10 protein-coding genes and 3 pseudogenes are annotated in these 13,651 nt (G+C 38.6%); 9 read left to right on the top strand and 4 right to left on the bottom strand.

The annotated features are described in order from the left end of the window. Positions 1–500 precede the first annotated feature (500 nt). The 4 genes and pseudogenes from fdhF to fdhD all read left to right on the top strand — a co-directional run bounded on the left by fdhF (position 501) and on the right by fdhD (position 5,272). Positions 501–3,506, top strand: a pseudogene (gene fdhF, locus JN080_RS16940) (formate dehydrogenase subunit alpha). Then, positions 3,506–3,985: a helical membrane plugin domain-containing protein gene (locus tag JN080_RS16935; protein ID WP_256237168.1), complete on the top strand. Its 480-nt coding sequence runs from the start codon at positions 3,506–3,508 to the stop codon at positions 3,983–3,985. Before fdhF ends, JN080_RS16935 begins: the two are co-directional and overlap by 1 nt. A gap of 92 nt (positions 3,986–4,077) precedes the next feature. After that, a complete protein-coding gene (locus JN080_RS16930) occupies positions 4,078–4,440 on the top strand; it encodes a Na-translocating system protein MpsC family protein (protein WP_256237167.1) in 363 nt (120 codons plus the stop codon). 22 nt (positions 4,441–4,462) lie between these two features. Further along, positions 4,463–5,272, top strand: coding sequence for a formate dehydrogenase accessory sulfurtransferase FdhD (gene fdhD / locus JN080_RS16925; protein ID WP_256237166.1), 810 nt, complete (start codon positions 4,463–4,465; stop codon positions 5,270–5,272). A gap of 293 nt (positions 5,273–5,565) precedes the next feature. Here fdhD and JN080_RS16920 read toward each other — a convergent pair. Continuing rightward, positions 5,566–6,617 (bottom strand): annotated as a pseudogene (locus JN080_RS16920) (putative bifunctional diguanylate cyclase/phosphodiesterase). Positions 6,618–6,817: 200 nt separating this feature from the next. Between JN080_RS16920 and JN080_RS16915 the strand changes: the two are divergent. Further along, on the top strand, positions 6,818–8,359 hold the full coding sequence (locus tag JN080_RS16915) for an IS200/IS605 family accessory protein TnpB-related protein (protein ID WP_256237165.1): 1,542 nt from the start codon (positions 6,818–6,820) through the stop codon (positions 8,357–8,359). A gap of 255 nt (positions 8,360–8,614) precedes the next feature. Here JN080_RS16915 and JN080_RS16910 read toward each other — a convergent pair. From JN080_RS16910 to JN080_RS16900, 3 genes and pseudogenes are all read right to left on the bottom strand, one after another. After that, positions 8,615–9,094, bottom strand: a pseudogene (locus JN080_RS16910) (cache domain-containing protein); the annotation flags it as partial. 12 nt (positions 9,095–9,106) lie between these two features. Beyond that, positions 9,107–9,319: a hypothetical protein gene (locus JN080_RS16905; RefSeq protein WP_256237164.1), complete on the bottom strand. Its 213-nt coding sequence runs from the start codon at positions 9,317–9,319 to the stop codon at positions 9,107–9,109. Between the two features lie 324 nt (positions 9,320–9,643). After that, positions 9,644–9,961 (bottom strand): DUF3231 family protein, encoded by a 318-nt coding sequence (locus JN080_RS16900; RefSeq protein WP_375141682.1) that lies wholly within the window; start codon positions 9,959–9,961, stop codon positions 9,644–9,646. A 256-nt stretch (positions 9,962–10,217) separates the two neighbouring features. Between JN080_RS16900 and JN080_RS16895 the strand changes: the two genes are divergently transcribed. The 4 genes from JN080_RS16895 (at position 10,218) to JN080_RS16880 (ending at position 13,609) form a co-directional block, all read left to right on the top strand. Continuing rightward, a complete protein-coding gene (locus JN080_RS16895; RefSeq protein ID WP_256237163.1) occupies positions 10,218–10,355 on the top strand; it encodes a hypothetical protein in 138 nt (45 codons plus the stop codon). Between the two features lie 317 nt (positions 10,356–10,672). Then, entirely contained in the window at positions 10,673–11,131 is a 459-nt protein-coding gene (locus JN080_RS16890) for a DinB family protein (RefSeq protein WP_256237162.1), read from the top strand. A 439-nt stretch (positions 11,132–11,570) separates the two neighbouring features. Next, the gene (locus JN080_RS16885) at positions 11,571–12,224 is read left to right on the top strand and encodes a DUF1801 domain-containing protein (protein ID WP_256237161.1); all 654 of its coding nucleotides are present in this window, start codon (positions 11,571–11,573) and stop codon (positions 12,222–12,224) included. Between the two features lie 200 nt (positions 12,225–12,424). Beyond that, on the top strand, positions 12,425–13,609 hold the full coding sequence (locus JN080_RS16880; RefSeq protein ID WP_256237160.1) for a macrolide family glycosyltransferase: 1,185 nt from the start codon (positions 12,425–12,427) through the stop codon (positions 13,607–13,609). Positions 13,610–13,651: the final 42 nt, after the last annotated feature.

Genomic DNA, 13,651 nt, shown 5'->3' with positions numbered 1-13,651 from the left:
TATCAACCTGCTTTCTATTCATTTTTAGGAGATGTATAAGTAATGCGGAGACTATTTGTATTATACCGTTGAATGAGGGAATTTTACCGAGATAATTGTTTATATTTTGTGAATTTTTTGACATAAGTCTCCTGGAAGTTAGCTAGTGGTTCAGCATACGCTGATCTGGAAGAGGAGTTGGTATTAAGTAAAAGGCTAAGCAAAGAACTCCACTGGGGAGAAATCATACATAAAGGAAACAGAGGATTATTATATATTTAAAATCATGATCCTTATCAAGTTGTTTCATTTCGCAAAATATTCACAATTATGATATATTAATAGTAACAATAGTGAAAATAAAATGTGAAGGGTGCATTGACGTCAGGTAATAGGTATTGCTTCGATATCCTGCTTCTTACACATGAAATAAATGGCGGGAATGATCGCTGGTATATAAAATGCTCAGATATTCTCCCCCATGAAACGGATTGTACCTATTTAGGTATGGCAACCGTTTTATGGGGGTTTTTTGTTTACAGGGGGGACTTAGATTGTCGGAAAAAGTGAATGTTCTTATAAATGGAACAACACATCAAGTAGAACAAGGAACACGTATTTTAGATTATCTTCTTTCACAGGAGGTCCAGCATCCACATATTTGTTATTCAGAAATTCTTGGTCCGGTTCAAAGCTGTGATACATGTATGTGTGAAGTAAATGGCAGCATTATGCGCGCCTGTTCTACTGTAATAGAGGATGGTATGAATATTCTAACCGCTTCTGAACTTGCAAAGAAGGCGCAGGATGAAGCGATGGACCGGATTTTAGAAAACCATTTATTATATTGTACGGTTTGTGATAATAACAACGGTAATTGCCGTGTCCATAATACAGCTGAAATGATGGGAGTGGAGCATCAAACACGTCCGCATCGTTCAAAAGGTTTTGAAGTGGATATGTCACATCCGTTTTATCGCTACGATCCTGATCAATGCATCTTGTGCGGCCGCTGTGTTGAAACATGCCAGGACTTGCAGGTAAATGAAACATTGACAATTAACTAGGAAAGCCAGCAGCCACGTGTATTGTGGGATGGCGGAAAAAGTATTAATGAATCCTCCTGTGTTTCATGTGGACAGTGTGTCACCGTTTGTCCTTGCAATGCATTGATGGAAAAATCAATGCTTGGTAATGCGGGAATCATGACGGGGATCAAGGATGACTTACTGACTCCAATGATAGATCTTGTGAAAGCGGTAGAACCTGATTACCAAACCATCTTTGCCGTTTCTGAAGTTGAAGCTGCCATGCGTGATACACGTACGAAAAAAACAAAAACGGTTTGTACCTTCTGCGGCGTAGGCTGCACCTTCGAAGTTTGGACAAAAGATCATGAAATTTTAAAAATTGAACCATCTGAATACGCACCCGTAAACAGTGTTTCTACATGTGTGAAAGGAAAATTCGGCTGGGATTTCGTCAATTCACCAGAACGGATTACATCGCCATTAATTCGGAAAGGCGATGTATTTGTTGAAGCATCTTGGGAAGAAGCATTGGGGCTTGTTGCGGAGAAATTAGGTGCGATTAAAGAAACTTATGGAAGCGATTCCTTAGGATTTATCTCTTCTTCTAAAATTACAAATGAAGAGAACTACTTAGTTCAAAAGCTGTCCCGTCAAGTATTTGGCACAAACAACGTGGACAATTGCTCCCGTTATTGCCAATCTCCCGCTTCTTGGGGCTTGCAGCAAACAGGCGGAATCGGCGGCGACTCGGCATCCATTACAGACATCGCCGGTGCTGGACTTGTGATACTTGTTGGATGTGCGCCTGCAGAGGGACACCCTGTCCTTGCATCCCGCATTAAGCGTGCGCACAAGCTTCATGGCCAAAAATTAATAACCGTTGACGTTCGCAAACATGAAATGGCAGACCGTGCTGATTTATTTGTTCGTCCAAAACAAGGAACTGACTATGTATGGCTGTCTGCTGTTACAAATTACATGATTGACCAAGGTTGGCACGAAGAAGCGTTCGTCCGCAATCATGTCAACCAATATGATGAATTTGTAAAAATGATCTCACCGTATACGCTGGAAGAAGCGGAGAAGATTACTGGCATTACCAAAGAGAACTTAATCCAAATCGCCGAAATGATTCGTGATGCCGATGGCACAGCTATTTGCTGGGGTATGGGTGTTACGCAAAACATTGCCGGTTCTTATACATCTGTTGCCATTGCCAATCTTCTTCTTGCAACAGGAAACATGATGCGCAGGGGTGCAGGTGCGTTTCCGCTGCGCGGACATAACAACGTACAAGGTGCGAGCGACATGGGAACAATGCCAAATATTTTCCCTGGATATCAGCAGGTAACGAACGAAGAAGCTCGTGCGAAGTTTGAAAAGGCTTATGGTGTAACGATTCCAGCCAAGCCTGGTCTTGATAATATTCAAATGCTCGAAGCAATCGACAAAGGCGAATTGAAAGCCATGTATATTGTTGGTGAAGATATGGCATGGGTAGATGCTGATTCCAACCATACACAAGACATGCTTTCTAAGCTTGATTTCCTTGTGGTCCAAGAAATCTTCTTAACAACAACGGCTCAATTCGCAGACGTCATTTTACCAGGGGCGCCTTCCCTTGAAAAAGAAGGGACATTTACCAATACTGAACGGCGTGTACAGCGTTTATACCAGGCATTAGAGCTAACAGGTAACAGCAAGCCGGACTGGTGGATTCTTCAACAGGTTGCAAAAAGAATGGGCTTTCATTGGAATTACAATCATCCAAGTGAAATCTTTGCTGAAATGTCTTGCTTAACACCATTCTTTACACATTGTAACTACGATGTACTTGAAGGCTGGAACAGTTTCACTTGGGGTTCCCCAAACGGAACAGATACTCCAGTGTTATACTTGGACGGCTTTAACTTCCCTGACAAAAAAGCTCGGTTTGGTTTATTTGACTATGTTCCTCCGGTAGAATTCCCGGAAGAATTTGACCTGTCGCTTGATAACGGACGTTTGCTTGAGCACTTCCATGAAGGAAATTTGACCCATAGGTCAGAAGGGCTTCAATACAAATTCCCGAAAGTATTTGTTGAAGTATCACCTGAGCTTGCGAAAGACCGCGGTGTGAAGGATGGATCGCTTGTCCGTCTCGTATCGCCATATGGTGCCGTGCGTCTTTCGGTTCTTGTAACAGACAGAGTCGAAGGCAAAACAGTGTATGTACCGATGCACTCCTCAAGCCACGAGAGCGCTGTTAACTTATTGACAGGCGGTGCAGTGGATGTGGCGACACATACACCTGCTTATAAACAGACAAAAATTCGGATGGAAGTGCTTACTATAGAGGGGGAAAATCCACTTCCAAAATTCAACCCGCGCAACGCAACACGAACACCGCAACTGGGTCTTGAAATTTACCGCAAATGGGAACGAGGAGATTATATGCCAATCGCCAGTGTGAACGAACATGTACAGCCTGGTCTGTATGACAGGAGGAACGCATAATGGCAAAGCCAATTAAATTGATTAAAAAAGTCGAGTTCACTGAAGAACAAAAAAAGTCACAATCCTTGGAAAGCCTTATTTCTGAGGTTGCCCAAAATAAAGATTCCTTGCTCGACACGCTTCAGCTAGTACAGGAGCTGCACAACAGCGGCATTTTAGAGGCACTTAACAGCCTTGTTAAAGCGAAAGAGGAAGTGGCAAAAATCGCTGTTGGCCAAATGATGCGGGAGCCCGTTGCGAATATTATTAATAATGCAATGGCAGCAGGAGGAGCATTGACTGCTCTGGAGCCTGAGACGACAAAGAAGCTAATGGGAAGCGTTGCGAAAGGATTGGAAAAAGCAGAGCAAGGGCTGCAATCGAATTCAAAAGTTGGAATCCTGGACCTATTAAAGGTATTGAACGATCCAGATATTAACCGTGCAATCGGATTCGGTTTAAATCTCCTAAAGGGTATCGGTGAGGGCTTAAAGGAATAGAAGCTGCGGAAATCCATTTGTCTTTGCAAGAATAATGGATTTCCTTGATTTAATAGAAACTATTCTGAGATGAAGGTAAGGGGAAGCAGACAATGGGCAAAAATTTGGAACATCAATTTAGTATGCTTGTTCGGGAAATTAGAAAGGAATATGTTGGAAATGGTCCAAAAGAAATTAGTACCCGATTTATGGGAAACTGGGCCGTTAGCGAAATGAAAGGAAACCTGACTAATGTTGAGAAGTTTATGATTAACTCTGAACAAGGCAAGCAAATGGTGCATGAGGCTCGGACGAAGATGGTAAAGGAAATCTATAAAAGGACAGAGGTGCTGGAAAAATTCGAGGCTTTAATCGGGGCAAAAGTATTGCGGCTTTTTTCAGATATTAATATTGATGAAGATATTGCAATGACAGTTTTTGTCTTCGATCAAACAGTTGATCTAAATGCAAAATAAGTTTACAAGGGAGACGGGAACTATGGATCAGCAAATGCAGGTAACCAATCAAGTGCTGCGTTATGAAAATGGAGTGGTTCAACTTGTAGAGGATGTAATCGTAACAGAGTATCCGATTACGATTATTTTAAATGGCCAAGAATTCGCAACCCTTGTATGCAGTCCAGAACATATTGAAGAGCTAGTAGTCGGATTTTTGGCATCAGAGGGTGTTATTAGCCGCTATGAGGACATAAAGGAACTTCAGGTTATAGAAACAATAGGAAAAGCCATTGTTATGACACATCGAGTGAATAAATTCAATGAAATGTTCCACTCCAAGCGATATGTGACATCATGCTGCGGAAAGAGCCGCCAAAGTTTTTATTTTTATAATGATGCAAGAACAGTGAAGCCGCTTGAAACGAAAAACAAAGTGCTTTCGATAGAGGATTGCTTCCGTCTCATGGAGATGATGCAGAAATCTTCGACAATTTTTCAAGATACGGGTGGTGTTCATAATGCAGCATTATGTGATCAGAATGGAATTGTTGTGGCGAGAACAGACATTGGCAGACATAATGCATTGGATAAAATATATGGATACTGTCTCAGAAACTCCATTTCAATAGAGGATAAAGTGATCGTGTTTAGCGGTCGTATTTCCTCAGAGGTATTATTAAAGGTAGCAAAAATTAAATGCGGTGTGGTTCTTTCAAAATCTGCACCTACTGAACTGGCATTGCGCTTAGCAAACGAACTTGGTATTACTGCTGTTGGCTTTATCCGTAAAAAAGCATTAAATATTTATACCAATCCAGAACGAATTATTAAAACTGGATTAGCTAAATAACTGAATAACAAAGAAGATAGTACAGCGTGGCTGCTACACGAGTTAACAAAAAATGACGAAAGAAATGCAATTATCAATATTACAGCAAATTCTATCAAGAAACTGGAAAATACAACAGTTAGCCTTGGAAAAAGTGATCAATCACATAAGACTGTTCAAATCGAGTTAATATAATTAATTTTCTAGCACTCAATTTTCAATGATATAAAGATCAGGTCAGTCCCACGGCAAATTAATACTTTAATCCGGTGGAGGACTGACCATAATCCTCTTTTTTCATATGTATGGCTCGTTTACAAATGTTTTACTTTTTGAATTAGTTGTTCCCATTGGAGATTCTCCGGCGCTAAGGGAGGGCTATAGAGAAATCCTTGCACGTGAGTACACTGTTTCTTTTGCAAAACATTCCTTTGCACCATAGTTTCTACTCCTTCTGCAATCACATCAAGCTGCAAGTGCTTCGCCATTGAAATGATGGTGGATACAATCGTATCATCCTGCTCATCTTCTGCGAGATCGCGGATAAAATATTGGTCAATTTTCAGGCGGTCAATCGGTAGGTGTTTTAAGTAAGGGAAGAATACCGCGTTCCAAAATCATCAATAGCAATTTTACATCCTAACCGTTTGAGGTCTTGCAAGGTTTTTGATACGTGTTCCATATTCATCGTCATGCTTTCTGTAATCTCAAGTTCCAAATTTTCGGGGGGTAATCCTGTTTCAAGCAATATCTCTTGCACCGTTCCGATTAAGTCTTGAGAATAAAATTGGCGAGTGGACAGGTTCACAGCGATGCCAAGGGATGAAAGCCCTTGATCGTGCCATTCTTTTAATTGTCTGCATGCGGTCCGAAGCACCCATTCACCGATTGGGATAATAAGCCCTGTGTTTTCGGCAATGGGGATAAATTGGGATGGAGAAATTGAGCCATAGCTTGGATGATCCCAACGAAGCAACGCTTCCAACCCTTGAATTTGCCCGGTTACAATATTGACCTGAGGATGATAGACCACACGGAGTTCGTTTTTTTGCAAAGCATGATGCAAATGGTTCTCCAAAACCAGACGATCGAATGCTTTGCCATCCATTGATGGCTGATACATTTGAAAAGGAACATTTTGTTGTTGTGCTTCCATGAGCGCCATATTCGCGTGCTTTAAAAGCTCGTCCCCCACATTTCCATGGTTGGGACACAAAGCGCCACCTATGGTTACCGACACGTTTAGGAGGAAATTCTCTACTTGCAATGGTTCGTTGATTTGGTTTTGAATCCACTTGCATACTGAGACCAGCTCGTCTTCTTGATTTAAATTAGGGTTTTTAGCAGTTTCTTTAAATGCATCTATTTATGGACAAATAGGTGATTTTACTGTAAAATTAAATAGAAACATATGTTTGTTTTAGTATTTGTTTTTTAAGCTTTATTTTCAAAAACCGGCTTACAGCCAAAACTTTCCTTTAGAACTCATACATGATCTTCATCACTTTTATGAGCAATTTTACCTCATGAGTACCTTAAATTTAATAGGATTGGAGGGAGGATGAGATGCTTCAAACGTATCAAACAAAACTAGGCAATATCCCAATCATTCATAATCTGACATCGGATATGTATCTTTCAGAATATGGCCACTTTTTCGGTATGCTCGAACAGAAATTATTTGTTCAATCCCACAGTAAAGGAATTTCAACCACTTCCCTGAAAAAGACTTTTTCCAAACAATACGGGTTAACCGCCAGACAATTCAACTCCCTGAGGATGCAACTGGATGGAAAGATCTCCTCTATTCTTGAAAAAAGGAAACTTGATATTCAAGATTTAGAATCTAAAATTGCCTGTTTACAAAAAATTATCCTCAAGAAGAGCATACAAAAAGAGAAGCTTCTTCAAAAACTTCTACGAATTCCTCAAACTAGTCAGGACTTCTCTAAACAAAGAAAAAAATACCATAATATAAAATTTTACTTTCACCAAAAAAAGCGGAGGCTCCGAAATTTACAGCACAAATTAGATAAATTGAAAACAGATGAGAAGAATCATAAGGTTCGGATCTGTTTTGGCTCTAAGAAGCTATTTCATAAGCAATTTCACTTAAAAGAAAATAAATATGAGAATCATGAACAGTGGAAGGAAGAATGGGTCGAGGCAAGAAGCTCCCAATTTTTAGTGGTTGGATCTAAGGATGAAACGTTTGGAAATCAATCGGCCACATACGATTTGAACAATATCTTAAGACTGCGGGTGGCCGATCATTTTATTTCAAAATATGGTAAATATATCACTTTTCCGGAAGTAATATTCCCCTATGGACAAGAAATCATAGATAAGGCAAAGGTTTCTTATATGGGCTATACCCAAAATGGCAAACCGCAAAAATATTATTCCTCCATTACCTATCGTTTTGTAAAGCAGAGAAAAGGATGGTATCTATACGCAACCGTTGAAAAAGAGACTCCCAAAATAGGAACATCCAACTTAAATGGATTGATTGGAATCGACCTAAATGCAGGATTTTTGTCTCTTTGTGAAATTGACCGATTTGGCAACCCGATTAAAAGCTGGAATCTGGACGTTCCGATGTACTGCCGGAGAAAAGAACAGGTAGAGGCTTCTTTAAGTGATGCGTTAAAAGAGATTCTAGACTATGCTGTTTTCGTACAAAAAGATGTTGTCATCGAGAAATTAGAATTCTCCAAAAAGAAAGCCAGTTTAAGAGAAACGGGGCCAAAATACGCACGGATGCTTTCTGGTTTTGCTTATTCCTCCTTTAAACAATTAATTGAAGCCAAAGGAAAGAAAGCGGGAGTAAGGATCAGAAAAGTAAACCCTGCTTATACAAGCCAAATAGGGCAGATGAAATTTATGGCGCGTTATGGCTTAAGTTCCCATAGTTCCTCTGCCTGCGTGATAGCAAGAAGAGGCTACTTTTTTAAAACAGAAAAACCAAAATATGATTCCGTGCTGTCATTCCCCCAAAAATTTGATAAGCAAAAGTCCAATTTCAGTAATTGGCGGTCGATTACACGGCATTTAAAGAAACAATATTCCTTCCAAGACAAAATTGAACTATTAAAGGCAGATGCTTGACAAAAAACAAGAGAATTGGAGCAACGCTTCCTATTTACCTGCAAGGAAGAATAGGACCACGTACTCCAATTTGAATGGTTATTCGTAAAACCAGCGTGGCTAACAGCCAATCTAGAGTATCTTATTGATATCCTGTGACGTGGATCTCATCGTAAGGATGAAGGAAATGTCACTGTGACGGAAACGATAAAGTTTGGAATGGCCGATAGACTCTTCCAAACGGATGTATCCATTCTAGAATTAGGGCGTGATTCCCTAACGCGATTCGCAAAAAGCTCTGTTCGTTTTGCGTGCTAAAGAATATTTCTTTAGATCATATATATACTTTTGTATATAAATGTATATAAATTTAAGAACGGTAATTAACAAGACGTAAAGTACACGATGCGCTCCTTCGTTGAGGTCGGGTAAATAGGCGCCAGCACAAACAATCCAATTCCAATTTGGATCTTTTTCCACATAGGTAATTTTTAGTACATGCACACTGGGTTTGTCGGGCAATGGTCATGCATAGGTGACAAACCCCCCGCCATGGTTGGCGGCTTTCACGACTTCTTGCGTAGAATAAACACCGTCGACAGTCTTTATATTCCATACATTTTGCCCTTCAAAGTTCGGGTGTGCGATTTCAACCCCCGCGGAATTGATAATAGATATAAAGCCGTGTTGCCCAAGGTTTAGACGCTGATTAATGGGGCGTTTCCCGTTGGCATCTCTTTTTCCCAAAACCGCCTCTTTGACTTCTTCCTATGCTTCCGCCAATGAAACCTTTCCTACTTTTACTTGTTTTTGTAACGCGTCAATCATTTCAATGGTCATTCGAACATCGGTTTGAAGACCTGAAGCTCCAAGTGTATTTAAACTATTTGCTGCAGATTGATAGCCGATGATTCCAATTAATAGACTCGGTACCGCAAGAAATAGTAAGGAAATAATAATGAGTTTTGTGCGTATGGACATTTTCAAAAAACTCTCCCCTTAGTGATCTAATAGTCCTATCTATTTAAATTGTTACTTGTAATTCGAATAGTTCAATAAATGATTTAGAAAAAATAGATAAAATTTCAAACTTTTTTCCGCTTAACCATCCGAAAAATGGAGTTGAACATGATCGAGATCAAATAAGGGGACATTCCTTTGTACAAAGGTTCTCTCCATTTGCTTATTAACATCAATAAATTACTAGGTTGAATCAATGAAACTCCTGAAATCAGCAGTTTCATGTGGGTATGATAGCCCGTTCTTTCAAAGGGAGACAGTGGGAAAATTTCAATCTGTCACGAGTTAAACGCTTTCTTTCTCGAATAACCGAGGGACACTTATATTTATGTCCTCTTCACTAAACCCTTTTGGAAAAGGGAAGTTTTCCTTTTCAAAAATGTCTTTAATTGTTTTCATGAACTCTTCGCATAATTTCAAGGCATTTTCTAATAAAGTTTTAATATTGTTATCCTCAACGTGTTGAAGGAAGTAGCTTAAAATACATTTTGACATGCTGTTTCCCATATATATAGCCCAAAGCTTACCCATTTCTGCCGATGTTAGCTTTTCGGTAGTGTTTGTTTTATAAGAATTTAATTTAATTGGTTTAATTGTTACCATGGTAACTCCCTTTATCTAATTTTTGGCTTATTGTTTTCCTCTATCCGCAATCATATTCCTAATGAGGGTTTACGGTATTACTTAAATTAATGCGTTTTATTTATTTTGTTCATGACTTTGATGAATTCTTTAGCAGCAATAATCCGCCGATGCGGTTATTCATATTTATAATTTTATTAAAAACCAAGCATCTTTTTTACCTTTCAACATATATTAGCTTCTGTGTGGGAAATAAGATTGGAAGGAAGAGCGTGTGATGAATAATAAAAAAGTAACGATATGTAACGACAAAGATTTTAAAAATGTAGGAAATGGATATAAGGTCGTTAAAGTCAATGTTTCTAATTCAGGAGAAAGTTTGTATGCAGTTTGTACACCTATTCAAAATCAATAATAAGTTTATCTCTAAAAAAACCATCTTTTTGTAAAAATACAAAAATAAGATGGTTTTTCTTATGTAAAGGTTTAATTTGAATTTTTTATAATAACTTTAATAGACTACTACTTAGTGCTCTCTATAGTGTACCTATGAATAGAAAGCCTTTCCTCTTAAAAAGTACTTTTTCGCATCAGGTTCCATGGTTCCTTGTGTAAAGCCTGTCATCAATTTCACCCTTATAATGTTGGTTTCATGGGATTGTTTGCAATTCGACTCGACTAATAGTTAGTCAACTAACTATGATATAATAATTGACAAGGGAGGGATTATGAATGGAACATCTAATTGAACAGTACAAACAAGGATACTCTAAGATCCTTAAAGAACTTGAAGGACTTACAGAAGAGCAATTATTGTTTAAACCATCTGAAAAAAGCTGGTCAATCAGGGAAATTATCATCCATGCTTCAGATGCGGAACTAGTACATATCCACCGTATGAAAGCTATTTTATCCGAGGACAATCCTGTTTTGACTGCCTTTGATCAGGATTTATGGACGAAACGTTTAAATTCCCAACAGATTGATCATCAATTATATCTTCAATTGTTCAAATCGATGCGTGAAAGTTTTCTGCCTATTCTTCAAAACTTAACTAAACAGGATTATTTGCGAATTGGGACACATAATCAAGCTGGTCCACTCACTTTTAAAGAAATCTTTGAACATTCCATTGAACATGTTGATACTCATATCGGACAAATAAAACGGGTGAAAAGCTTTTTTAAATAAAGAATGCTTTTGTAAAGTTTGTATTTTACTAAAACCTTGCGTATATATATGTCAGTCGCTTTCTACTATTGAGATGTAGGAGCTTTTTTTTTCTAAATTTGAAAATAAAAATTGTAAAGAATCCGTTGTGAAAAAAATATATTTTAGAGGAATTATTGACTGGACTATTGAATTTAAAATGGATGATTTCTTCGACTATCGTGGCAGATTAGCGGCATAAACTCCCTGCAACTTTCCAAGCCAGGTCTGCTTGACACGCCACCAATTATTGTCCTATTGAGAGTCGGACACAAATTGGAGTGCCAAGTGGGTCGTGGAAAATGATTTAATGTTGATGAATATTCAAGTAAAACCAAATAGTGACAGAAAGAATTTAAGAAATTGTGAATGATCATTCTTGACTGTCAGCTGATCGAAAATTGAAGAGGGGTATTCCTTGATGACAAATAGTAAAATGAATCCTAAGGTTGATGAATTTTTAAGTAAAGCTAAAAACTGGAAGGAAGAATATGAAAAGTTGAGAAATATCGTTCTTGACTGTGAGCTGACCGAAGAATTTAAGTGGATGCATCCTTGTTACACGTTTGAGAAAAAAAATATTGTTTTAATACATGGATTTAAAGAATATTGTGCGCTTTTGTTTCACAAAGGTGCCTTGTTACAGGATGCCCATGGGATTCTAATCCAACAAACGGAGAATGTACAGGCAGCGCGCCAGATTCGGTTCACCAACGTTCAAGAAATAATTAAAAAGGAAACCATTTTAAAAGATTATATTTATGAAGCCATTGAAGTGGAAAAAGCCGGTTTGAAAGTAAATACTAAAAAGAATACAGAATACATAATTCCTGAAGAACTTCAAAATAAATTCGATGAAACCCCTGCCTTGAAAACTGCTTTTAAAAGCTTGACGCCGGGACGGCAAAGAGCATACCTTCTTTATTTTTCTGCACCCAAACAATCCAAAACTCGCGAGTCAAGGGTTGAAAAATATATGCAGCAAATTCTCGATGGGAAGGGATTAAATGATTGCACTTGTGGACTATCTCAAAAGCAGCCCAACTGCGACGGCTCGCACAAGAATATTCGATGAGGAAAATAATCAAACTTTAAGATATTCCCTTCCTTTACGTTTATTTGAACACCTTTTTGGATCACAGGTAACACTTAGGTTAAATTATTTAAAATGGAAAAAAACAAAAAAGGTGATCCGTAGAGTATAAGAAAACTACTGGAACAATGACCCTTACACTAACACAATTTACAGAATAATTTACCTAAGGAGTGGTAGAAATGGCACGTGTTTTATTTATTAATGGTGGATCAGAAGGACATGTAAATCCAACCATTGGAGTTGTGCAAGAGCTTATTTCGCGTGGAGAAGAGGTAGTGTACTTTACGATAGAAGCTTTTCGAGAACGTATCGAGAAAACGGGAGCTACTGTACTAACATTTGATGGTAAAAAATTTATAAAAGCCTTTATCTCAGGTGGAAGAAATTATTTACTCGAAAGAATCAACGGTCTTTTGCGTACGGCAGATGTCATGATACCTAGCGTTCTTGAGCAAATCGAAGGAGAACATTTTGATTATATCATCCACGATTCCATGTTTGGCTGCGGACGTTTACTTGCCCAAATCCTAAAGCTTCCCGCAATCAATTCTTGTACTTCTTTTGCGCAGACAAGAGCAGGATTCGATAACATGCTTGAACAGCTTTCGAAAAACATTCCTACAGAAATATACGATGAATATCAAAGTCTGACGAAAATGGTGAAGGAAAAATATGGGGTAGAAATCCATTCTCCATACGAAGTTTTTTGTAATCCTGCACCACTTACAATCGTCTATACAACTAGGGAGTTTCAACCTTTTGGAGAAGCATTCGACCAAACTTACAAATTTGTAGGTCCATCCATCTCTTCACGATTCATTCAGGATAACTTTGACCTTGCTGCTATAAAAGGAAAAAGTCCCATTTACATTTCACTCGGGACAGTTTTTAACCGTGCTATTGATTTTTATAAGCTTTGTTTTGAGGCATTTGAAAATACCAATCATACGGTTGTCATGTCGATCGGGAAACAAACCCCACTACTTGAATTAGGAGAGATCCCTCAAAACTTCATTGTAAAAAATTATGTTCCACAAACGGAGGTGCTGAAATACACGAAATTATTTATCACACATGGTGGAATGAACAGTACCCATGAAGGTCTCTATTACGGGGTTCCGTTAATTGTAATCCCCCAAAGCGCGGATCAGCCGATCATTGCCGGGCAAGTTGCCAATATCGGAGCGGGTATTCAATTAGAAATGCAAAGCTTGACGGCAAACCAACTGCGTGAAGCCGCAGATCATGTGTTAAACCATCCATCTTTCCCAAAAGCTGTTGCAAATATTAGAGAATCCTTTCAAAAACCGGGTGGGTATCACCAAGCTGTTGATGAGATTTTCGAATTTAAAAGTCAAATATGATTTATAAATATAAATATCACTCATCTGCCATTATTGGTAGCT

Source organism: Bacillus sp. EB600 (assembly GCF_024494385.1).
Lineage (GTDB): Bacteria > Bacillota > Bacilli > Bacillales > Cytobacillaceae > JAEVLT01.
The sequence above is the reverse complement of the archived record's forward strand: the minus strand, read 5'-3'. Positions and strand labels throughout refer to the sequence as shown.

What these genes read in the sequence shown, in the direction of transcription:
- JN080_RS16880 (WP_256237160.1), top strand. Translation starts at nt 12,425, where the DNA reads ATGGCACGTGTTTTATTTATTAATGGTGGATCAGAAGGACATGTAAAT.
- JN080_RS16905 (WP_256237164.1), bottom strand. Translation starts at nt 9,319, where the DNA reads ATGTCCATACGCACAAAACTCATTATTATTTCCTTACTATTTCTTGCG.
- JN080_RS16890 (WP_256237162.1), top strand. Translation starts at nt 10,673, where the DNA reads ATGGAACATCTAATTGAACAGTACAAACAAGGATACTCTAAGATCCTT.
- JN080_RS16915 (WP_256237165.1), top strand. Translation starts at nt 6,818, where the DNA reads ATGCTTCAAACGTATCAAACAAAACTAGGCAATATCCCAATCATTCAT.
- JN080_RS16885 (WP_256237161.1), top strand. Translation starts at nt 11,571, where the DNA reads ATGACAAATAGTAAAATGAATCCTAAGGTTGATGAATTTTTAAGTAAA.
- fdhD (WP_256237166.1), top strand. Translation starts at nt 4,463, where the DNA reads ATGGATCAGCAAATGCAGGTAACCAATCAAGTGCTGCGTTATGAAAAT.
- JN080_RS16930 (WP_256237167.1), top strand. Translation starts at nt 4,078, where the DNA reads ATGGGCAAAAATTTGGAACATCAATTTAGTATGCTTGTTCGGGAAATT.
- JN080_RS16900 (WP_375141682.1), bottom strand. Translation starts at nt 9,961, where the DNA reads ATGGTAACAATTAAACCAATTAAATTAAATTCTTATAAAACAAACACT.
- JN080_RS16895 (WP_256237163.1), top strand. Translation starts at nt 10,218, where the DNA reads ATGAATAATAAAAAAGTAACGATATGTAACGACAAAGATTTTAAAAAT.
- JN080_RS16935 (WP_256237168.1), top strand. Translation starts at nt 3,506, where the DNA reads ATGGCAAAGCCAATTAAATTGATTAAAAAAGTCGAGTTCACTGAAGAA.